Raw genomic sequence first — 20,209 nt, forward strand, 5'->3', positions numbered from 1 at the left:
TATTCATGTAAAATCAAAAACTGGGAAAATAGTAAAACGCTACGCATGCCCCATTTCAGAAGTAAGATGAGCTGGATTTATCCCCATACGAATCAAACTTTCATCGTATTTACGATTTAGATCACTTTCAAAAAGAAAACTAGGCGATGTAGAACTAATCAACCAACCATTTGTAGAAATTTCTGCTTCAAGCTGTCCTGCTTTCCATCCGGCATAACCTAATGCGACAAGTGCATGCTGAGGTCCTTGCTCACAACTGATCGCCTTTAATATATCAATCGTTGCAGTAAAACAGACCTTCTCTGAAATATAAACAGTTTCTTCACAAGCATAATCATCTGAATGAAGTACAAAACCGCGCGAAGGATCAACAGGCCCACCATAACGTACTGGAAACTTTTTTATCGGTTCAGAAAGATCTTTTTTTTGCCCACTCTTTATAATTCCAAGATGAAGCAAAAGCTCTGGAAAATCAATGTGATGTAATTGATTGAGAATAATCCCCATAGCCCCTGCATCAGAATGCGCACAAACATAAATCACAGAGCGAATAAAGTGTTTATCATTCATCCCTGGCATTGCAATAAGCAACTGTCCATCCAAAAAGCCGTTACACTGCTTGATCAATCTGTTATTCTCCACAATATATGATACAATTTCATTTCGTTAATAGAATAGGAAAATAAAGCTCCAATGAAAAAAATTCAAATATTGATAAGTTTACAAAATATTGTAACTTTCTTTAAGAAAAAACTTTTTGTCGCTTTAAATTTAGCATGTATCTTTTTAGAATTACTTAACATCCCTGTAAATGCTCAAACAACACAAGAACCCTCTCTTTTTGCAACATCTTGGTATGAAGCAGAAGGTGGGCGTATTAGATTAGCTATTACTGCGCCCTCTCCTTCCCAAATCAGGAATGGCCTCATTGAAATTGTACTCAAACCAGGGTGGAAAACCTACTGGCGTAACCCAGGAAATTCAGGTATGGCACCTTTTTTTCGCTTCAATCAGCAAGTGTCTTATGAACTCTTTTATCCCATACCACAGCTTTATGAAACAGAAAATGACTGGTCACTTGGCTATAAAGATAAAGTGATATTACCTTTCAGTATTTTGGGTTCAAGCAAAAATTTAAATGGCACTTTGACTCTTGGATTGTGTAATAAAATCTGTCTTCCGTTTATTATTAACTTTGATTTTTCACCGTCTATCCTCAAAAACAAACGTCTTCCTGCTTCTTTACTAAAAAACGCCCAAGCCTCTCTCCCCCGTAAAGCACATCATTCCTTTAAAATCAGTGCTGAAAAAGAAAGCAATACCCTTTTTATAAAAATACAAAATAATAACAAAACCATACCTTCCTCTCTCTTTCTAGATGGAGGAGAATTGCAAATTGGACCAGCAAAAAAAGTAAGTGATAACACAGAATATACACTCTTTAGTGCCCCGCTCTATTTCACGCCAGATGAAATAAACCAAACAATTTTTTATACAATTTCTTTTCCAGATCATGCCTTGAGTGGAACATTCATGCTCTATACGAAATAACCCCCCTTTCACTATCCAATAATAAAAGAAAAAACTTCCCAAAATAAAAATTATGCCGGAAAACTACCATTTTCGCGATATTCAGTAATTGCTTTGCGAGCCAAAGCATCAGCGCGCTCATTATCAGGATGCCCCGCATGCCCTTTTACCCAATGCCATCTAATCGTGTGAAAAGAACAGGCTTCCTCAAGGGCTTGCCATAGCTCCATATTTTTCACAGTTTTTTTTGATGCCGTACGCCAATTATTCTTCTTCCAGCCTTCAAGCCATATAGATATACCATTACGCACATAAATTGAATCTGTATAAAGATCAATCGAACATGATTCTTTCAGCGCCTTTAATGCGCGAATTGCTGCTATCAATTCCATTTGATTGTTGGTTGTGTGTACTTGCCCACCATAAAGTTCACGTTCATGACCATTCCAGCGTAAAATGACTCCCCATCCTCCAATCCCAGGATTACCTGAGCAAGCACCATCCGTATAAATCTGAACAACTTTTTTTTGGCTTACCATATAATTTAAAAACCCAATTCATCTTGTGAAGATACATCACTAAAAAAACAAAGCTTATGCCAATATTCCCATGGATCTTTTTTAACGACAAGACTGTCTTCTGGTGTATTGAACCAATCATAAAGACGTGTCAGTAGAAAACGTAAAGATGCACCACGTGCTAATAAAACAAAGGCTTTCACTTCTAAAGATATCAATGGTCTTACTTTTTGATAGCTTTCTAATAGCGCGCGTGCTTTCATAAGATTATAAGAATAATCCGGTTCAAAACACCAAGCATTCAAGCATATGGCTAAATCATATGCAAAAAAATCATTACAAGAAAAATAAAAATCTATAATACCAGAAAGCTGTTGATTCAGAAAAAAGACATTATCATTAAATAGATCAGCATGAATAATGCCTGTTGGCAAATTAGATGGCCAATTCTTTTCTAAAAAAAACAATTCTGTATTAATTTTTTTTTCAAATTTTTGAAATAATGGCTCTTTTTTTGTTTGGCAACGTTCCCATAATAATTTCCAATCCGCAATAGAAAGAGTATTTTTACGGCTGAGTGTAAAATCCTGCCCTGCTAAATGCAATTGCGCTAAATTCGTTCCGACTTCACCACAATGATATCTATTGGGATGGCGAATCCAAACGCCTTCTAAAAAAGTAATAATAGCTGCAGGACGCCCTGCTAATTCACCGATCATCATCCCATTATTTTGAATAACTGGTTGTGGACAAGGAATTCCACGCTGTTTTAAATGCTGCATAAGACTACAAAAAAAAGGGAGATCATCTTTTGCAATACGTTTTTCATAAAGTGTTAGAATAAATTTTCCTTCTGTTGTATAAAGTATAAAATTAGAATTTTCGATACCTTCTTCTATACCTTGATAAGACAAAAGCGAGCCTATTGAGTAACGTGTCAAAAAGGCTTTTAAATCATTTGGATGAATATTTGTATAGACTGCCATTACTTTTCTTTCATGATAGGCATTTATGTATCCCCATTTTCTCTTTTTAACATTTCAGCTCGACCATTCACAAAAGCTAGATCTTGAGGTGTCAAAGTAACATCGCGTAATTCACGACTCACCAAAAATGTTTCTGTTTCCACTACTGTTTCAGCCAACTCTATTGTGACATCATAACGTTCACGAAATGCCGAAATAATTTCATCAATAATAATTTCAGGAGCAGAGGCTCCTGCTGAAAGACTTACAACTGAAAGTGCTTTAAAATGATCAAATTTAATTTCATCAGCGCGCTGCACTAAAATAGCCTGCTGCGCACCAAACCGCTCAGCAACTTCTACCAAACGTCTCGAATTAGAGGAGTTTGGTGCTCCAACAATTAAAAATAAATCGCTCCCAATTGCCGCTGCCTTAACAGCATCTTGTCGATTCGTTGTAGCATAGCAAATAGATTCAGCAGCAGGAGCTGCTAATGTTGGAAAACGTCGTTGTAAAATCTCAAGAATCCCTGCGGTATCTTCAACAGAAAGTGTTGTTTGTGTCACAAATCCTAATTTTTCTGGATCATTTGGTTGATACTCTAAAGCATCTTTTATCGTTTCAATTAATGTGACAGCCCCTTCTGCAAGCTGCCCCATTGTTCCTATTACCTCTGGATGACCAGAATGGCCAATCAAGATAACATGACGGCCATGACGTTGATGTCGTATTGCTTGTTTATGGACCTTAGAAACCAAAGGACATGTTGCATCAAGATAAAATAGATTATAACGACGAGCCTCTTCAGGTACAGATTTTGGTACACCATGAGCAGAAAATACAATGGGTTGACTGCGATGTTCTTTTGGAATCTCATCAAGTTCTTCAACAAAAATAGCCCCGCGTTGTTGCAATCCTTCAACCACATAGCGATTATGTACAATTTCATGACGAACATACACTGGAGCACCATATTTTTTCAATGCAAGAAGGACAATCTGAATAGCACGATCAACTCCTGCACAAAAACCACGCGGGCCACAAAGACGTATTGTTAAAGGAGGACGTAAAGACATAAAACATCCTTAATATCTATATTTTGACTCTATGTTTAAAAAGACTATTTTTATTGCACACAATAAATGGTGTAAAGAAACGATTGGCAATACCATCCGCTCCTCATCATATATGCTTATAGCATTTTTTCAGGGAAAGCGCTTTAAGTTTTCTCTCTTATCTTGCTATACTAAACAGTGATAAAAGACCAAACTAGAGATTCAATCAAAAGAATTCCAAAGAGAGCAGCCAAATAAAATAACGAAAAGAAAAATACTTTTTTTGCCATAAAAATAGTTTCATCATGCGTATTAGCTGTCCACAACCGATAGGTAAAATAGATAAAAATAATGCTTAAAATTGTTGAAAAAATGCTGTAAAAAATCCCTGCGAAGCCGATAATATAAGGTCCAGCAGCACATATTGCCATAAGAATAGTATAAAAAAAGATCTGTTTTTTTGTTGAAGATTCTCCTCGTACATTGGGCATCATAGGAATTCCAGCGGCATCATAATCAAGAGATGAAAAGAGAGAAAGAGACCAAAAATGTGGTGGGGTCCACATAAAAATAATTAAAAATAATAAAAAACTCTCAACACTCACTGTCCCTGTTGTGACAGCCCATCCAATCATTGGTGGAAAAGCTCCAGATGCACCGCCAATAACAATATTTTGTGGCGTTATACGCTTTAGCCAAATGGTATAGATAACGACATAAAAGAAAATTGTGAATGCAAGAAAAATTGCTGCAAACCAATTAATGAAAAACCCCATAATCAATACGGAAAGCATAGCAAGAATCATACCAAAAATAAAAGCCTTCTTGGAACTAATTCTCCCCATAGGAATGGGACGATTTTTAGTACGTTCCATCACGGCATCAATGTCAGCATCATACCACATATTCAATGCCCCTGCAGCCCCTCCCCCTACGGCAATACATAAAATTGCTAGAAAACCGTAAAATGGATTGATCGAAACAGGTGATACAACTAATCCAACAAAAGCTGTAAATACAACAAGGGACATAACCCGTGGTTTTAATAAAATAATATAATCACCAATACTGGATTTTGGTGGAATTGATTTACCGTTTACAGCTGATAATTCTCCTGAAACAGACATTCCGTTCAAAGACCTTTTCCATTTTTGTCATCCACAAACAAATACTGTCTAGCATATGGGCATGACCAATTAATATTATAGCGTTTCTGAGAACATTGAGGATACCTTTCTTATACATATCCCCTCAAAATAGATAGAAATATTTCTAATAAAAATATCTTTTTCTAGTATACATCATTTTTCACATTATAGGTGTATCATAAAAAGTACATTCTACCAAATATCATAAAGTCATGTTCCAAGCCTTATTTACACTGCATATAATATCTTGTTTTTCTCATTTTTTTTATTTTTAATATATAAATTAATATATTTGGGGAGATACTGATTTTGTGTTATAGTTCTCATTTTAAGAATTCATTTTTACGCAAATCTATGTATGATAGTGTGCATATCGATTTGGATAGGATTGTCTGTGATATTTTATAAATTGCTAAAAAAAATTTTCTTTATTGCTACTATTTTTAACATATTTTATGCTCTTTTTGCCAATTATGCTTTTGCACAAACATCTCATACGCAAAATGTCCCTGCCCCCCAAACCTATGGAGCATGGACAAAAGTTTGTTCTCTGCCACTGGGAACACCTAATATACAATGTGAAATTGTACAAAATGTACAAACAAAAAATCGCCATGATATTACCCTTCGTATTATGTTTTATAAACTTCCTAACAATCAAGGCGCTTTAATGCGTGTTTTTGTTCCAATTCGTGTTGAATTACGTCCTGGTGTCGGAATTAAAATTGATGATAAAAATATGGGAAAAATGGAATATCGTCGTTGTCTGGGGGATAATTGTGTTGCTGAAGCTTTTCTCAAAGAAGATATTTTACAACTCTTTTTAAAAGGTAAAATGGCAACTTATTTTATCTTTACAACTCCTGAACAAGCCATTGGAAGCCTCGTTGATCTCCATGGTCTGAGTGATGCCTATGCAGCTTTACCAACATAAATAGAATTTAAATACATTACACAATGAAAAACGCATAATCTATTCTTACATCGGCTCCAACAAAACAAATGAAAATCTTTTCATCCCTCCATAAAATAGGATAAAATTTTATGAAATCGCTGATTGATCATTTTGATATTGCTTCCTCTAAAGTGCAATCACTTGTACAAGATACACTTCATCATGCCGATGATGGGGAACTCTATCTCGAATATACAGAAAGTGAAACTCTCTTATTTGATAATGGGCAGCTGAAGAATGGATCATTCCACCAAGATATGGGCTTTGGTCTGCGTGCTGTTTCTGGAGAAGCGACTGGATATGCACACTCTAGCGAACTATCAGCTGCTGCACTCCAACGGGCCAGTGAAGCCGCTAAAACTGTTATCTCTCAAAATCATGCTGGACTTTATAGTACCCCTCCCCAAAAAACAAATAAAAGACTTTATCATCCACATAATCCCCTTGATACTCCATCCTTTGAAGAAAAAAGTACAATTTTGCAAAAAATTGATGCCTATCTACGTGCAAAAAATGATAAATTGCACCAAGTAACTGTCTCTCTTTCCGGCTCATTACAACATATTGAAATTTTACGCGCAGATGGATATTTGGTGCGTGATATTCGTCCTCTTGTACGGCTTTCTATATCTGTCGTTGTTGCTGAAGGAAATCGTCGTGAAAGTGGTTTTTATGGATGTGGTGGACGGAAAGCATTTAGCCAATTTATTCACGAAGAAAATTGGAAAAAGGCTGCTGATGAAGCTTTACGTATGGCTTTAACAAACTTAGAAGCAGAAGAAGCACCTGCTGGAACATTTGATGTCGTTTTAGCAAATGGATGGCCTGGCGTTATGCTTCATGAAGCCGTAGGACATGGATTAGAAGGCGACTTTAATCGCAAAAAGACATCTGCATTTTCTGGACTTTTAGGTCAACAAATTGCTGCAAAAGGTGTTACCGTCGTTGATGATGGAACAATTCCTCACTGCCGTGGTTCCCTCACTGTTGATGATGAAGGGACACCATCAGGATACAACATTCTTATTGAAGATGGAAAACTTGTTGGTTTTATGCAAGATAGGCTAAACGCTAGACTTATGGGAGTTCATCCAACTGGAAATGGACGACGTGAATCCTATGCATATGCGCCAATGCCACGGATGACAAATACAGTTATGCTTGGAGGTGATAAAACACCTGAGGAAATTCTTTCTTCACTCAAAAGTGGTATTTATGCCGTCTCATTTGGTGGAGGACAAGTGGATATTACTTCTGGAAAATTTGTTTTTGAATGTACAGAAGCATATCGAATAGAAAATGGTAAAATCGTAGCACCAATCAAAGGTGCAACTCTTATTGGAAATGGACCAGATGCTATGAAACGTATCACTATGGTTGGTAATGATAGCAAACTTGACAATGGTATCGGTATGTGCGGAAAAGCGGGCCAAAATGTTCCTGTCGGTGTTGGACAACCTCATTTGCGAATCAATAATATGACAATCGGTGGAACAGCATTGATGAAATAATGCCTGTCCCAACATTTTTAGCTCTTCTCCATGACAATACCCCCTCATGCCTGAAGAGAGCACATCAATGATATATTACATCTCCAAAATACAGCTTTCTACACGCCAACCTTTTTGTGCATTATAAAATACTCTATTCATAGCTCATAATAACAAATACTAAAATAAAAAATTCTTTGTATTGAATGCTTTTATTCATTATTTTTATAAATCAAATATTTGTAAACTTTATAATAAAAAATAAATTTTGTAAAAGTTTAACAGAATTTACAAAGTGTTTTCAGCTAAGATTAAAGCTTCCAGCCTATTTTTGTTTTGCGCTTGCTTAAAAGCGCAACAATCTCAACGTGTGGTGACCATAAAAATTGATCAATAGGTATAACTTGTTCTATTCTATACCCTCCTGCTATAAGCATTGATACATCACGAGCAAATGTAATAGGATTGCATGAAAGTGCTACGATCCTTGGTATTGTCGTTTTCGCTAATTCACGCACTTGATTTTCCGCACCAGCACGTGGAGGATCAAAAACAACACACTCAAAACACTCAAGCTCCTTAACAGAAAGTGGATGACGAAAAAGGTCACGCTTTTCACAAGTTACTGTTTTTAAACCGGATGTGAAACGAGCTGCTAAATCTAAATTTCTTAAAGCTCTCTCATTATTTTCAACCGCATGAACATTCATCTTCTTTGCCATGCGTAATGTAAAAGTACCCACCCCTGAAAATAAATCAAGGGCGTTCTTTGCTTTTTTTAAATGCGTTAAAATAATATTGCTCATGATATTTTCTGCTTCATAAGTTGCTTGCAGAAAACCACCAGAAGGAAACTCAACACAGATATCTTCAAAGTAAATTACTGGTTTTTCACGTTCAACTAAAACTTCTCCTTCAACCGATAAACGTGTAATCCCACATGAAAGAGCTTTACGCACCATTTTTTGACGAAGCAATTCATGCTGTACAACGCAGCCTTTTAACGCAACATCCAAACCATTTGCAACATAAGTGATTGTAATATGAAATCGTTTTGCATCACTGCTTAGAAAAGCACAAAGTTCTCTAATATCATCTAGTTTAGATATAATCTCTAGACAGCTTACTGGACATTCCTCAAGGGCTACAATCTTATGAGAAAAATGACGATTAAAACCGACTCTTTGACCATACGGTGTCATAGATGCTGTTAGAGTAATTCTCCGTCGGCTATAAGGCTTACACGTAATTAAAGGCGAAACAAAAACATCGATCCCATATTTTTTCAGTGTATCAACAACCAATTGTCTTTTCCATATGTGATAAGCATCAGCATGCCAATGTTGAAGCGTACATCCTCCACATTCTCCAAAATGTTGACAAAGAGAATCAATACGTTCTGGTGACTTTTCTTTTAATGCTAAAAGCGTAGCATGTTTGCCATGAACAACAATTTCAGCACATTCTCCTGGTAACGTAAAGGGAACCTCAACTAAGCCATACAGTGTTTTGATGACACCATTGCCATTTGCGCTCATATGATCAATTATAACATGATTGTTCAATCTTGTTTTTCTCCGAATAATAAATATTCCAAATTACCATCACCACCTGTAATAGGCGAGGGAAGCAAACCTTTTGCATTCCATCCTTTTTGTCTATCTAACCAAATAAATAACGCTTCAGCCATTTCTTTTGCCATTAATGGATTTTTTAAAACCCCACCCTTACCAATATACTTACGCCCAACCTCAAATTGAGGCTTTACTAGTAAAACGGCTTGGGCTCCCTTTTTGACTAAAGATAAAACAGGAGGTAATGCAAGTTTGAGTGAAATAAAACTGACATCTGAAACGATGAGATCTATTTCCCGTCCACCTAAATGTTCTTCTTTTAAATCTCTAACATTTAATCCTTCTAATAAAGTTATTGCATGATTTTTCAATAAGCGTTCATGAAACTGATGATGACCAACATCTATAGCAATAACATGAGATGCCCCACGCTCTAAAAGAACCTGCGTAAAACCACCTGTTGATGCACCAATATCAATAGCTGTTACTTTTTCTGTTATAATTGGAAATGTATCAAGTGCGCTAACTAGTTTTAACGCTGCACGTGAAACATAATTTTGAGCAGGATCGCTCACTGTAATTTCTGCATCATCAGCAACAATCTGTCCCGCTTTTAAAATACTTTTACCATTAACCTTAACGGTTTGGCGTGTAACAGCATCACGCGCACGCGAACGTGTCGTAAAAAAGTTTCTTTCAACTAAAAGAATATCGAGCCTTTTTCTAACGCCCATTTCATACTCGAATTTTCTGTATTGTCCGAATCTTGCGTCCCAAAACAGTCAAAACTGTATTAACAATACCAACAGAATCCAATCCAACACGTGAAAGCGTTTTTTCTTGTGAACCGTGGCTTAAATATTCATCCGGAAGTTTTAATGTGCGAACTTTTAAACCACGTTCTAAGAGCCCTTCTTGCGCCAAAAATTGTAGTAAATGGGCCCCAAATCCACCGACTGCGCCTTCTTCAATTGTTACCAATACTTCATGCTCACGTGCTAAACGACACATCAAATCACTATCTAAAGGCTTTGCAAACCTTGCATCTGCTACAGTTGTAGATAACCCTTCTCCAGCCAACACATCAGCGGCCATCAATACTTCTGACATACGTGCACCAAAACAAACTAAAGCTATTTTAGTTCCTTCACGCAGAACATGTCCTTTTCCAATTTCCAATAATGCACCGCGCTGCGGTATTTCCAAACCAACCCCTTCACCGCGTGGATAACGAAAAGAAATTGGTCCCTGATCATAAGCTGCAGCAGTGCGTACCATATGCATCAACTCTACTTCATCAGAAGGTGCCATGACAACAAACTCAGGAAGCGTTGTCAAAAAAACAATATCAAAACTACCAGCATGCGTCGCACCATCTGCACCAACAAAACCTGCTCGATCAATAGCAAAACGTACCGGTAATTTCTGTATCGATACATCATGAATAATCTGATCATAAGCACGCTGTAAAAAAGTAGAATAAATAGCAACAAAAGGCTTATAACCCTCACAAGCCATACCGGCAGCAAAAGTTACGGCATGCTGCTCAGCAATACCAACATCAAACATCCTTTCAGGAAATCTTTCAGCAAAAGAATCAAGTCCCGTTCCCGTTGGCATTGCCGCTGTTATGCTAACAATCTTATCATCATGACAAGCTTCTTCTATTAACGCCTTAGAAAATACTTTCGTATAAGAAAGAGCATTGCTTTTTTTCTTGACCTGTTTACCTGTTATAATATCAAAACGATTAACACCATGATATTTATCAGATGATGCTTCCGCAGGTGCATACCCCTTGCCCTTATGGGTTACGACATGCACTAATACAGGACCATAAGGATATTGGCGAACATTTTTTAAAACAGGCAATAAATGCTCTAAATTGTGGCCATCTATTGGCCCAACATAGTAAAAACCAAGCTCATCAAATAAAGTTCCTCCAACCAAAAGTCCGCGTGCAAACTCTTCTGAACGACGTGCTTTATCTAAAAAAAACTTTGGTAATTTTTCGCTAAATACCTTTATCCGTTTACGTAAATTACGGTAAGCAGGACGAGAAACCAATCGTGCAAGATGAGCACTCATAGCACCAGTAGGAGGTGCTATAGACATATCATTATCATTAAGAACAACAATCAAACGTGCATCTAAAGTACCGGCATTATTCATCGCTTCATAAGCCATGCCAGCAGACATAGCACCATCACCAATCACAGAAATGATATTGCGTCTTGTCTCAGCTTTTAAAGCACTCGCCATTGCCATACCAAGACCTGCCGAAATAGACGTAGAAGAATGTCCCGCACCAAATGGATCATACTCACTTTCTGATCGCTTTGTAAAACCTGACAATCCCCCTTCTTGACGCAATGTGCGGATTCTATCTCTACGTCCCGTCAAAATTTTATGAGGATAGGCTTGATGGCCAACATCCCAAATAATTCTATCCTCAGGTGTATTAAAAACATAATGCAATGCAATCGTAAGTTCAACAACCCCAAGCCCTGCCCCAAGATGACCACCGGTTACGGAAACTACATCTATTGTTTCTGCTCGTAACTCATTTGCTAATTGTACTAAACGAGACTCAGGCAATGCCCGCAAATCTTGTGGTAAAGAAATACTATCAAGCAATGGTGTTAAGACCTGAGACAAAAAAAGCTCCTTCACATTATTTTATCAAAAGTGTGAAATAGTAAGAATACACTTTTTTATTTATTATGTTGCATATTTTCTACTGGAATTTTTCTTTGAGATGCTTTGTAACTTTCTCATTTTAGCTTACTATATAAAAGAGATGCTAACAAAACTTGTTTTCTTTCAACAAGATTATTGCATCTCCTCTTTTGCCATTAATATCTTGAGACAACTTCATATTATTCAGAATCAAGAGGTTCAACACCTTCTGGATGACCTTCATTTGAAAGCTGAATTTTTTCAACCTTCGCTTCGGCTACTTTCAAAAGTTTTTCACAATGTTTTTTAAGAGCTTCCCCACGCTCATAAATATCAATGGATTGTTCTAAAGGAACATCCCCACGTTCCAAGTTTTCGACAATCACTTCAAGTTGCTTAAGCGCTTCTTCAAAACTTAACGCTGCAATATCTCCCTTTTTTATCTCTTGTTTCATGTAATCCTCTAATCTTTATAAAGTATTTGTTCTGGATATACGAATTCCAAAATCTTCTAAACCTACATAATGATGCTCTTCAGAAGCATGTACAAGTATAGAACGAATTCCTAAATGTCTTAAAATTTGTGATCCTAAACCAATTTTACGCCATTTCTCTTCACGATTAATAGCCTGTAAATGCTTTTCTAAACCATCCTTCTCCATTTTTTGGACACCAACAGCAGATGGGAGACCAATACCTACAGATCCTTCACGCAAATAAATAAACACACCCCGTTTTTCTTTTTCCATCATACACCGCATAATATCTGAAATCTCTGTAGATTGACCAAAAACATCATTCAAAATATTTTCACGATGCAAACACACGGGAATATCTTCACAGTTACGGATATTTCCAAAAATGATTGCAATATGTTGAACCGTTTCCCAAGGAAGTTGATAACTATGGGCAACAGCTGGTCCTACTGTTGTTTCAATAGAAATTTCTCCAATATGCCTGATTAACATTTCCTTACGCTGACGATAAGCAATCAAATCTGCAACAGTTATGGTATGCAACTGATTATCTTTTGCAAATTTTGTTATCTCATCTCCATGTTTAACACTTCCATCATCATTAACTAATTCACCTATCACACCAACCGGCGGTAAACCGGTTAATTTACACAAATCAACCGCTGCCTCGGTGTGTCCTGAACGCATAAGTACTCCGCCTTCATGTGCAATCAAAGGAAAAATATGTCCTGGGCGAACAAAATCATTTGCATCAGTATTGGAATTAGCAAGATTACGAACTGCCAATGTACGATCGTGCGCTGAAATCCCTGTCGTTATCCCATGTTTAAAATCAACAGTAATAGTAAATTGTGTTCCATGTGCAGAATTGTTATCTGGAACCATAGGAGAAAGATTAAATCGTTGCGCTTCTTCCTTTGGCATAGGTGTACAAATAATACCTGTTGTATAACGCATGATAAATGCCATCTTTTCTTCTGTACAATGAGCAGCAGAAACTGTTAAATCGCCTTCATTTTCGCGATCATTATCATCAGTAACCACAATAATTTCACCGCGTTCAAAAGCTTGAAGTGCAGAAATAATTTTTTTTTCATCATACGCCATTATTCACCTTTTAAATCACCCAACCTGACCGCGATGCCTTAGATAATGATCAGCGATAGCACAAGCAACCATCGCTTCACCAACAGGAACCGCACGAATCCCAACACAGGGGTCATGACGTCCCTTTGTGACAACGTCTACATTATTACCATCAACATCAATTGAACGACGAGGGGTTAAAATTGATGAAGTCGGTTTCACAGCAAAACGTGCAATTATTGGCTGCCCACTCGATATTCCACCTAAGATACCACCTGCATGATTGGATAAAAAAAGTGGCGTTCCATCACTTCCCATACGCATTTCATCTGCATTTTCTTCTCCCCTCAGCTGAGCTGCTGCAAAACCATCACCAATTTCAACACCTTTCACCGCATTAATCGACATCAATAATGATGCAATATCCTGATCAAGTTTTGCGTAAACAGGTGCTCCTAATCCCGCTGGAACATTTTCTGCAACAATCTCAACAACGGCGCCAACAGACGAACCATCTTTGCGTATTTTATTAATATAATCACTAAAAACTTTTACCATTTCACCATCAGGCGTAAAAAAAGGATTGTTATCAACCTCTGACCAGTCCCAACGATTGCGATTAATCTTATAAGGACCAATCGCTATTACCGCTCCCCGTACATTTAAGCCTGGAACAACTTTACGCGCAAAAACACCTGCTGCAACACGTGCCGCGGTCTCTCGTGCAGAAGCACGTCCTCCTCCACGGGGATCGCGAATGCCATATTTGACGGCATAAGTATAATCTGCATGACTAGGACGATACTGGTGAGCAATCGAACCATAATCCTTAGAACGTTGATCTGTATTGCGAATCAATAAAGAAATTGGTGTACCCGTTGTTACTAAAATCGTCCCATCTCCTTGGGAAATAAACCCCGAAAGAACCTCTACTTGATCCAATTCTCGGCGTTGCGTCGTATATTGCGATTGTCCTGGTCTACGCTTATCAACAAACGCTTGAATTTCTGCAAGTGTAAAATGAATTCCTGGTGGACAACCATCAATGACACAACCAAGAGCGGCGCCATGGCTTTCCCCCCATGTTGTTACACGAAACAGATGACCAAATGTATTATGTGACATAAAAAATGAACCGTTTCTTCGTCAAATATACACACCTATAAACCTATGTTATGCCGTACACAAAAAGTTTCTCTTTTAAAATGTTATTAGCTATTTCAAATTTGATCAAATCGCTATTATCGGATAAAAGTTTACTCTTTAACGACAGAAATATCTGGCGCATCAACGGCTTTCATACCAATAATATTATAACCTGAATCCACATGGTGTACTTCACCTGTAACAGAACGAGACAAATCCGAAAGAAGATAAAGAGCAGAATCACCTACCTCTTCAATGGTCACTGTACGACGCAAAGGAGCATTATATTCATTCCATTTTAAAATATAACGAAAATCACCAATACCAGAAGCTGCTAATGTTTTAATTGGCCCTGCAGATATAGCATTAACACGAATATGTTGGGGACCTAAATCAACCGCTAAATATTTCACACTTGCCTCAAGAGCCGCTTTTGCAATCCCCATAACATTATAATTGGGGACAACTTTTTCTGCACCATAATAGCTCAATGTTAAAATTGAACCGCCATCTTGCATTAATTTTTCTGCACGCTTAGCTAAAGCTGTTAAGGAATAAACCGAAATATTCATGGTCATCATAAAATTCGATTCGCTAATATCAATATAGCGACCACTTAATTCATCTTTATCAGAAAAACCAATAGCATGGACTAAAAAATCGAGTTTACCCCATTTTTTTTCTATCTCTTTAAAAACCGCATCAATAGATGCACTATCAGAAACATCACAATGACCGCAAACAAATCCTTTCACTTCCTCGGCCAAAGGAGCAACACGCTTTTTCATTGCCTCACCCTGATAAGTAAAAGCAAGCTCTGCACCTGCATTACTTACCGCTTTAGCTATCCCCCAAGCGATAGAGCGATTATTGGCTAATCCCAAAATTAAACCACGCTTACCATACAATAAACCATTACCCTTAGCCATCAGCACTGCCCCATTGTTACTTGAAATTAATATTACTTATCTGCCTATGACATAGGTAAACTTTTTCTTCAAGTAATTGATTTAAAATAAAATAAAAACTATGCTGTCTATAATTTAAAAATTAACCTTTTTGCATTTGTAAAAACTGTTCTAATGCACTATCGCCACCTTCTGGTAACATAATACGCACATGCACATAAAAATCGTCTCTTACACCATTTTTTAAACGAAGACCTTTCCCTTTCAATCGCAAAATACGATCAGAACTTGACCAAGCAGGAATAGTTAAAACCACACGTCCTTCTAAAGTTTCAACTTCTTCTTTAGCCCCTAAAACAGCATGCTTAAGAGGAACTGGTAAATCAAGATGAAGTGCCCTACCTTCGACCCGCAAACGAGGATGTTTTTTTATCTGAATAGTTACTAATGCATCTCCTGCTTGCCCATAAGCGACCTCTTCTCCTTGACCTTTTAAACGGATAGTTTGTCCATCTTCAACATAATCTGGAAGCTTAATCTTTAGCTTTTTTCCATTAGGAAAAACAACTTCTACCTTTTCAGCACCGACCATCTGCTCCAACGTTATTGTAAGATTGACACGAACATGGGCTCCTTGTTGAGGTCGACTATATTGTGCAGAACTCGAAAACCTTCCACCTCCCCCAAATAAATCACGAAAGATATCATTTGCATCAAAACCTCCACTACCGGAAGAACTAAAATCAAATCCTTTTGCTCCTCCTGAAAAAGGATTATGTTTATTGCTAAAGTTTTCACCAGTACCATAGGTTTGATAAAATGGTTTTCCTTCCATATCAATTTCACCGCGATCAAATTGTGCCTTTTTATTTTTATCCCCTATAATTTCATAAGCTTGATTAATTTCAGAAAACTTTTCTTTAGCCTTTGCATCATCTTTATTGTGATCTGGATGATACTTCTTTGCTAATTTTCTAAATGCTGATTTAATCTCTTGCGGTTTTGCGGTACGTGCCACACCCAAAATTGTGTAAGGATCACGCATATTGTCCTCTTTTCATTTTTAAAATATTAACTGATCTGTTGTTTAACATCCCTCACAGTCTTATTCATTTACTCTAGAGAGTAACTAGCTCTCTCTTTATATGTTTATAAAGAGCAGAAAATACCAGAGAAACATAGATATTTTATTGAATATAATGCATTGCACTTTTTGCTAAAGACAAAAATGATTAAAACACCATAAAAATACATGACGATGTTGATTTTTTGAAATAAGAATAACATAGCACTTTAACTTCTCAACGACCTTATTAAAAAAGGACTCACTCATGCTCACTAATATGTGGAGATACTATGAGTAATAAAATACCAACAGATAATGCGTTTATACAAATAGAAAAGCCTTTTGTACTTTTCGAGGAGTGGCTTAAAGAAGCAACAATAAGCGAGATAAATGATCCCAATGCTATGGCCTTAGCAACAGTTGATGAAACAGGATGTCCTAATGTTCGTATGGTTCTTCTCAAAGACTATAGCCCCCAAGGATTTGTTTTTTACACTAACTATGAGAGTTGCAAAGGACGAGAAATTTTAAAATCAATGAAAGCATCCTTAGGTTTTCATTGGAAATCACTCCGCCGTCAAATTAGAATTAGAGGACTTGTCGAACAAGTCAGTGCTCAGGAAGCGGATGCATATTTCCAATCACGACCACGTGGGAGTCGAATTGGTGCATGGGCATCCAAACAATCTCAACCATTAGAAAGTCGTTTTGTTCTTGAAAAAGCAATTGCTCATTATACTACACGCTATGCAGTAGGTAATATTCCCCGTCCACCTTATTGGTCAGGATTTCGTGTGAAACCTCTTTCCATTGAATTTTGGCGTGATCGCCCGTTCCGTTTACATGATCGCCTGCTCTTTACACGTGATTCTATTGAACATGATGATTGGCAAAGTCAAAAGCTTTATCCCTAATTCCTCAAACCTTAAAGTATGAATATTTTTTATACAATGATAAAAAAACGCCTTATTAAATAAAGATAATATATGATGTTTAATCTTTTTATTCCTAAATTATAGGGTAAACTATCCTCCATATACCACCGCATACCAAACCAGCAAAAGTCACAAAGCCAATAAATGAATTAGATTTGAAAAGCTTAAGACATTGTGTGCTATCATCTATATCAATAATTTTAATTTGAATGAACATATGAATACTTGCGACAAAAAGTCCTAAAAAGCTAAGGATAGGAACTTGTGCCAAATAAAATGCAAAACTTACGAAGATTATAAAACCACCATATAAAAATACCAAAGCACGTTTAGTCTCTTTACCAAAGAGGAGCGCCGTAGAGCGTACACCAACTGTAGCATCATCCTCCTTATCCTGATGCGCATAAATTGTATCATATCCTATTGTCCACAAAATTGATCCTACATAAAGTAAGATTGGTGCCCAACTTAAATTTCCATATACAGCAGCCCACCCCATTAATGCTCCCCAATTAAATGCAATTCCTAAAAAAAATTGCGGCCAATATGTTATACGTTTCATAAAAGGGTATATTGCAACTGCTACTAATGAAGAGATACCTAGAAAAAAACTAAACCTATTAAATTGTGTTAACACCCCTAAACCTACCAAACATTGCGCCAATATAAAGACTTTTGCTTGAAATCGACTCACATGGCCTGTTGGAAGTGGACGAGAACGTGTTCTTTCTACCTGAGAATCAATTTTATGATCAATAATATCGTTCCACGTACACCCTGCACCTCGCATTGCTATAGAACCTATAAAGAAAAGAAAGAGATACCAAAACCAATGCAGCAACATCGATAAAAGTGAAAATTGATGCATCTCAAAAGAGATAAAAGCCATTGTTGTTGACCAGAAGCAAGGCCACATTAATAACTGCCATCCAATAGGACGATCCCAACGTGCTAATTGAGCGTAAAACCACAAAGAACAAGGAAGAAAATTATAGACCCATTGTTTGGAAGATGCATCCATAACCCGTCCCTGACTCTCACAGGATTGAATATAGGCAGTATCTTTACTTTTTTTCATAAAATAATTTCACCTTTAGTCTTGCGATAGAGACATTTCATTCTTATGAGAATGACTAAATTAATCATCTTCTACAATAGGAGCAAGCAATGAAAATTCTTCTTATTGGTTCAGGCGGACGAGAACATGCTTTAGCGTGGAAAATAGCAGCATCGCCACTACTCACAAAATTATATTGTGCTCCAGGAAATCCTGCAACAACAGAATTTGGTAAAAATATTAATTTAGATATTAATGATCATTCTCTCGTCATTGACTTTTGTAAAACACATGCCATTGATCTTGTCATTGTTGGCCCTGAAGCCCCACTTGTTGCGGGGATAACAGATTCCCTCAATAGCGCTAATATCTGTGTATTTGGACCAACTCAAAAAGCTGCTCAGTTAGAAGGTTCAAAAGCCTTTACAAAGGATTTATGCCGTAAAAATAACATTCCTACAGGAGCTTACCAATGCTTTAATGATTCCGCAGAAGCTAAAGCATACATTCGTCAACAAGGTGTACCCATTGTTATTAAAGTTGATGGCTTGGCTGCCGGTAAAGGTGTTGTTGTTGCAAAAACCCTAGAAGAAGCGTTTAACGCAGTTGATAACTGTTTCAAAAATACATGTAGTAATACAGACAAAAAAATCGTTGTAGAATCTTTTCTTGAAGGTGAAGAAGCAAGCTTCTTTTGTCTTTGTGACGGTAAAATCGCTCTTCCCTTTGGATCTGCTCAAGATCATAAACGTGTAGGGGATGGTGATACTGGAGCAAACACTGGTGGTATGGGAGCTTATTCGCCAGCTCCAATCATGACCCAAGAAATGATTCATCGTACTCTTAAAGAAATTGTTGAACCAACTTTACATAGCATGAACGCAATGGGAGCTCCTTTTAAAGGTATTCTCTTTGTCGGACTGATGATAACCCAAAAAGGACCTGAGCTCATTGAATTTAATGTACGATTCGGTGATCCTGAATGTCAGGTTTTAATGATGCGTCTTAAAGATGATATTCTTCCAATACTTCTTGCAGCAGCCCAAGGAAATCTTGAACAAAAAAATCTTCAATGGTCTAAAAAAACTGCTTTGACTGTTGTTATGGCTGCCAAAGGTTACCCCGATGCTCCTCAAAAAGGGACTCTCATCCGTAATCTTGATGCGATAAAGACTCTTCCTCATGTAAAAGTTTTTCAAGCGGGTACTCTATTACGCAATGGAAAGCTCATTGCAAATGGTGGACGCGTTTTAAATATTACCGCAATAGGAGAAACCATTACACAGGCACAAAAACGCGCCTATGAAGCTGTCGATTGTATTGATTGGCCAGAAGGTTTTGTTCGCCGTGATATTGGATGGCGAGCAATTGCACGAGAAAATAAAATTTTAAAACCTTATTGAATCATTTTATCTATAAATAGGATACACAATGATGCTTAAATTTTCTCATTATTTTTTATTAGCTACAATTTTAGAAAGATTCTTGTATTTTCATTAAAATGAAAACATTCTAAATTTAAATAAGGTATTGATGCCGATTATATAAAAATTTTCTTGCATATAAACTATATTTACAAATGATTTTATTGTTTTTTGTGTTTTTTAAAACTTATTCGCTT

Annotated in this window: 19 protein-coding genes; 5 read left to right on the plus strand and 14 right to left on the minus strand. The window is 37.0% G+C overall.

Features of this window, described 5'->3' with window-relative positions:
* Positions 1-39: 39 nt before the first annotated feature.
* Positions 40-624 carry a YqgE/AlgH family protein gene (locus K3248_RS05940; protein ID WP_220717515.1) on the minus strand — a complete coding sequence of 195 codons (585 nt, stop codon included), beginning with the start codon at positions 622-624 and terminating at the stop codon, positions 40-42.
* 69 nt (positions 625-693) lie between these two features.
* Here K3248_RS05940 and K3248_RS05945 point away from each other — a divergent pair, with 69 nt between their 5' ends.
* Positions 694-1,551, plus strand: a complete 858-nt coding sequence (locus tag K3248_RS05945; protein WP_220717466.1) for a protein-disulfide reductase DsbD domain-containing protein — start codon at positions 694-696, stop codon at positions 1,549-1,551.
* Positions 1,552-1,601: 50 nt separating this feature from the next.
* On the opposite strand, the gene rnhA is transcribed toward K3248_RS05945, so the two are convergent.
* From rnhA to cyoE, 4 genes are all read right to left on the minus strand, one after another.
* On the minus strand, positions 1,602-2,069 hold the full coding sequence (gene rnhA, locus K3248_RS05950) for a ribonuclease HI (protein ID WP_220717467.1): 468 nt from the start codon (positions 2,067-2,069) through the stop codon (positions 1,602-1,604).
* A gap of 5 nt (positions 2,070-2,074) precedes the next feature.
* The gene (locus tag K3248_RS05955) at positions 2,075-3,034 is read right to left on the minus strand and encodes a homoserine kinase (RefSeq protein WP_220717468.1); all 960 of its coding nucleotides are present in this window, start codon (positions 3,032-3,034) and stop codon (positions 2,075-2,077) included.
* 23 nt (positions 3,035-3,057) lie between these two features.
* The gene (gene ispH, locus K3248_RS05960; RefSeq protein WP_220717469.1) at positions 3,058-4,089 is read right to left on the minus strand and encodes a 4-hydroxy-3-methylbut-2-enyl diphosphate reductase; all 1,032 of its coding nucleotides are present in this window, start codon (positions 4,087-4,089) and stop codon (positions 3,058-3,060) included.
* A gap of 170 nt (positions 4,090-4,259) precedes the next feature.
* Entirely contained in the window at positions 4,260-5,195 is a 936-nt protein-coding gene (gene cyoE, locus K3248_RS05965; RefSeq protein WP_220717470.1) for a heme o synthase, read from the minus strand.
* A gap of 415 nt (positions 5,196-5,610) precedes the next feature.
* Here cyoE and K3248_RS05970 point away from each other — a divergent pair, with 415 nt between their 5' ends.
* A complete protein-coding gene (locus K3248_RS05970) occupies positions 5,611-6,150 on the plus strand; it encodes an invasion associated locus B family protein (RefSeq protein WP_220717471.1) in 540 nt (179 codons plus the stop codon).
* Between the two features lie 110 nt (positions 6,151-6,260).
* Entirely contained in the window at positions 6,261-7,682 is a 1,422-nt protein-coding gene (gene tldD, locus K3248_RS05975) for a metalloprotease TldD (protein WP_220717472.1), read from the plus strand.
* A gap of 290 nt (positions 7,683-7,972) precedes the next feature.
* Here tldD and K3248_RS05980 read toward each other — a convergent pair whose 3' ends face one another.
* The 8 genes from K3248_RS05980 to K3248_RS06015 all read right to left on the minus strand — a co-directional run bounded on the left by K3248_RS05980 (position 7,973) and on the right by K3248_RS06015 (position 16,575).
* Positions 7,973-9,226: a class I SAM-dependent RNA methyltransferase gene (locus K3248_RS05980; RefSeq protein WP_220717473.1), complete on the minus strand. Its 1,254-nt coding sequence runs from the start codon at positions 9,224-9,226 to the stop codon at positions 7,973-7,975.
* Positions 9,223-9,969, minus strand: a complete 747-nt coding sequence (locus K3248_RS05985; protein ID WP_220717474.1) for a TlyA family RNA methyltransferase — start codon at positions 9,967-9,969, stop codon at positions 9,223-9,225. The genes K3248_RS05980 and K3248_RS05985 overlap by 4 nt, the downstream gene beginning before the upstream one ends.
* 1 nt (position 9,970) lies before the next feature.
* Positions 9,971-11,893 carry a 1-deoxy-D-xylulose-5-phosphate synthase gene (dxs, locus tag K3248_RS05990; protein WP_220717475.1) on the minus strand — a complete coding sequence of 641 codons (1,923 nt, stop codon included), beginning with the start codon at positions 11,891-11,893 and terminating at the stop codon, positions 9,971-9,973.
* Between the two features lie 221 nt (positions 11,894-12,114).
* Positions 12,115-12,369 (minus strand): exodeoxyribonuclease VII small subunit, encoded by a 255-nt coding sequence (locus tag K3248_RS05995; protein WP_220717476.1) that lies wholly within the window; start codon positions 12,367-12,369, stop codon positions 12,115-12,117.
* 15 nt (positions 12,370-12,384) lie between these two features.
* Positions 12,385-13,497, minus strand: a complete 1,113-nt coding sequence (gene ribB / locus K3248_RS06000; RefSeq protein WP_220717477.1) for a 3,4-dihydroxy-2-butanone-4-phosphate synthase — start codon at positions 13,495-13,497, stop codon at positions 12,385-12,387.
* Between the two features lie 15 nt (positions 13,498-13,512).
* The gene (gene aroC / locus K3248_RS06005) at positions 13,513-14,601 is read right to left on the minus strand and encodes a chorismate synthase (RefSeq protein WP_220717478.1); all 1,089 of its coding nucleotides are present in this window, start codon (positions 14,599-14,601) and stop codon (positions 13,513-13,515) included.
* A gap of 131 nt (positions 14,602-14,732) precedes the next feature.
* Positions 14,733-15,551 (minus strand): enoyl-ACP reductase FabI, encoded by an 819-nt coding sequence (fabI, locus tag K3248_RS06010; RefSeq protein WP_220717479.1) that lies wholly within the window; start codon positions 15,549-15,551, stop codon positions 14,733-14,735.
* Positions 15,552-15,672: 121 nt separating this feature from the next.
* Positions 15,673-16,575, minus strand: coding sequence for a DnaJ C-terminal domain-containing protein (locus tag K3248_RS06015; RefSeq protein WP_220717480.1), 903 nt, complete (start codon positions 16,573-16,575; stop codon positions 15,673-15,675).
* Positions 16,576-16,886: 311 nt separating this feature from the next.
* Between K3248_RS06015 and pdxH the strand changes: the two genes are divergently transcribed.
* Positions 16,887-17,510: a pyridoxamine 5'-phosphate oxidase gene (pdxH, locus tag K3248_RS06020; protein ID WP_220717481.1), complete on the plus strand. Its 624-nt coding sequence runs from the start codon at positions 16,887-16,889 to the stop codon at positions 17,508-17,510.
* Positions 17,511-17,604: 94 nt separating this feature from the next.
* On the opposite strand, the gene ubiA is transcribed toward pdxH, so the two are convergent.
* Entirely contained in the window at positions 17,605-18,609 is a 1,005-nt protein-coding gene (gene ubiA, locus K3248_RS06025; RefSeq protein WP_220717482.1) for a 4-hydroxybenzoate octaprenyltransferase, read from the minus strand.
* Positions 18,610-18,698: 89 nt separating this feature from the next.
* Between ubiA and purD the strand changes: the two genes are divergently transcribed.
* Entirely contained in the window at positions 18,699-19,991 is a 1,293-nt protein-coding gene (gene purD, locus K3248_RS06030; protein ID WP_220717483.1) for a phosphoribosylamine--glycine ligase, read from the plus strand.
* The last annotated feature ends 218 nt before the right edge of the window (positions 19,992-20,209 follow it).

The organism is Bartonella raoultii, from assembly GCF_019659805.1.
Lineage (GTDB): Bacteria > Pseudomonadota > Alphaproteobacteria > Rhizobiales > Rhizobiaceae > Bartonella > Bartonella raoultii.

What these genes read in the sequence shown, in the direction of transcription:
- K3248_RS05945 (WP_220717466.1), top strand. Translation starts at nt 694, where the DNA reads ATGAAAAAAATTCAAATATTGATAAGTTTACAAAATATTGTAACTTTC.
- rnhA (WP_220717467.1), bottom strand. Translation starts at nt 2,069, where the DNA reads ATGGTAAGCCAAAAAAAAGTTGTTCAGATTTATACGGATGGTGCTTGC.
- K3248_RS05955 (WP_220717468.1), bottom strand. Translation starts at nt 3,034, where the DNA reads ATGGCAGTCTATACAAATATTCATCCAAATGATTTAAAAGCCTTTTTG.
- ispH (WP_220717469.1), bottom strand. Translation starts at nt 4,089, where the DNA reads ATGTCTTTACGTCCTCCTTTAACAATACGTCTTTGTGGCCCGCGTGGT.
- cyoE (WP_220717470.1), bottom strand. Translation starts at nt 5,195, where the DNA reads ATGTCTGTTTCAGGAGAATTATCAGCTGTAAACGGTAAATCAATTCCA.
- tldD (WP_220717472.1), top strand. Translation starts at nt 6,261, where the DNA reads ATGAAATCGCTGATTGATCATTTTGATATTGCTTCCTCTAAAGTGCAA.
- K3248_RS05985 (WP_220717474.1), bottom strand. Translation starts at nt 9,969, where the DNA reads ATGGGCGTTAGAAAAAGGCTCGATATTCTTTTAGTTGAAAGAAACTTT.
- K3248_RS05995 (WP_220717476.1), bottom strand. Translation starts at nt 12,369, where the DNA reads ATGAAACAAGAGATAAAAAAGGGAGATATTGCAGCGTTAAGTTTTGAA.
- ribB (WP_220717477.1), bottom strand. Translation starts at nt 13,497, where the DNA reads ATGGCGTATGATGAAAAAAAAATTATTTCTGCACTTCAAGCTTTTGAA.
- aroC (WP_220717478.1), bottom strand. Translation starts at nt 14,601, where the DNA reads ATGTCACATAATACATTTGGTCATCTGTTTCGTGTAACAACATGGGGG.
- fabI (WP_220717479.1), bottom strand. Translation starts at nt 15,551, where the DNA reads ATGGCTAAGGGTAATGGTTTATTGTATGGTAAGCGTGGTTTAATTTTG.
- K3248_RS06015 (WP_220717480.1), bottom strand. Translation starts at nt 16,575, where the DNA reads ATGCGTGATCCTTACACAATTTTGGGTGTGGCACGTACCGCAAAACCG.
- pdxH (WP_220717481.1), top strand. Translation starts at nt 16,887, where the DNA reads ATGAGTAATAAAATACCAACAGATAATGCGTTTATACAAATAGAAAAG.
- ubiA (WP_220717482.1), bottom strand. Translation starts at nt 18,609, where the DNA reads ATGAAAAAAAGTAAAGATACTGCCTATATTCAATCCTGTGAGAGTCAG.
- purD (WP_220717483.1), top strand. Translation starts at nt 18,699, where the DNA reads ATGAAAATTCTTCTTATTGGTTCAGGCGGACGAGAACATGCTTTAGCG.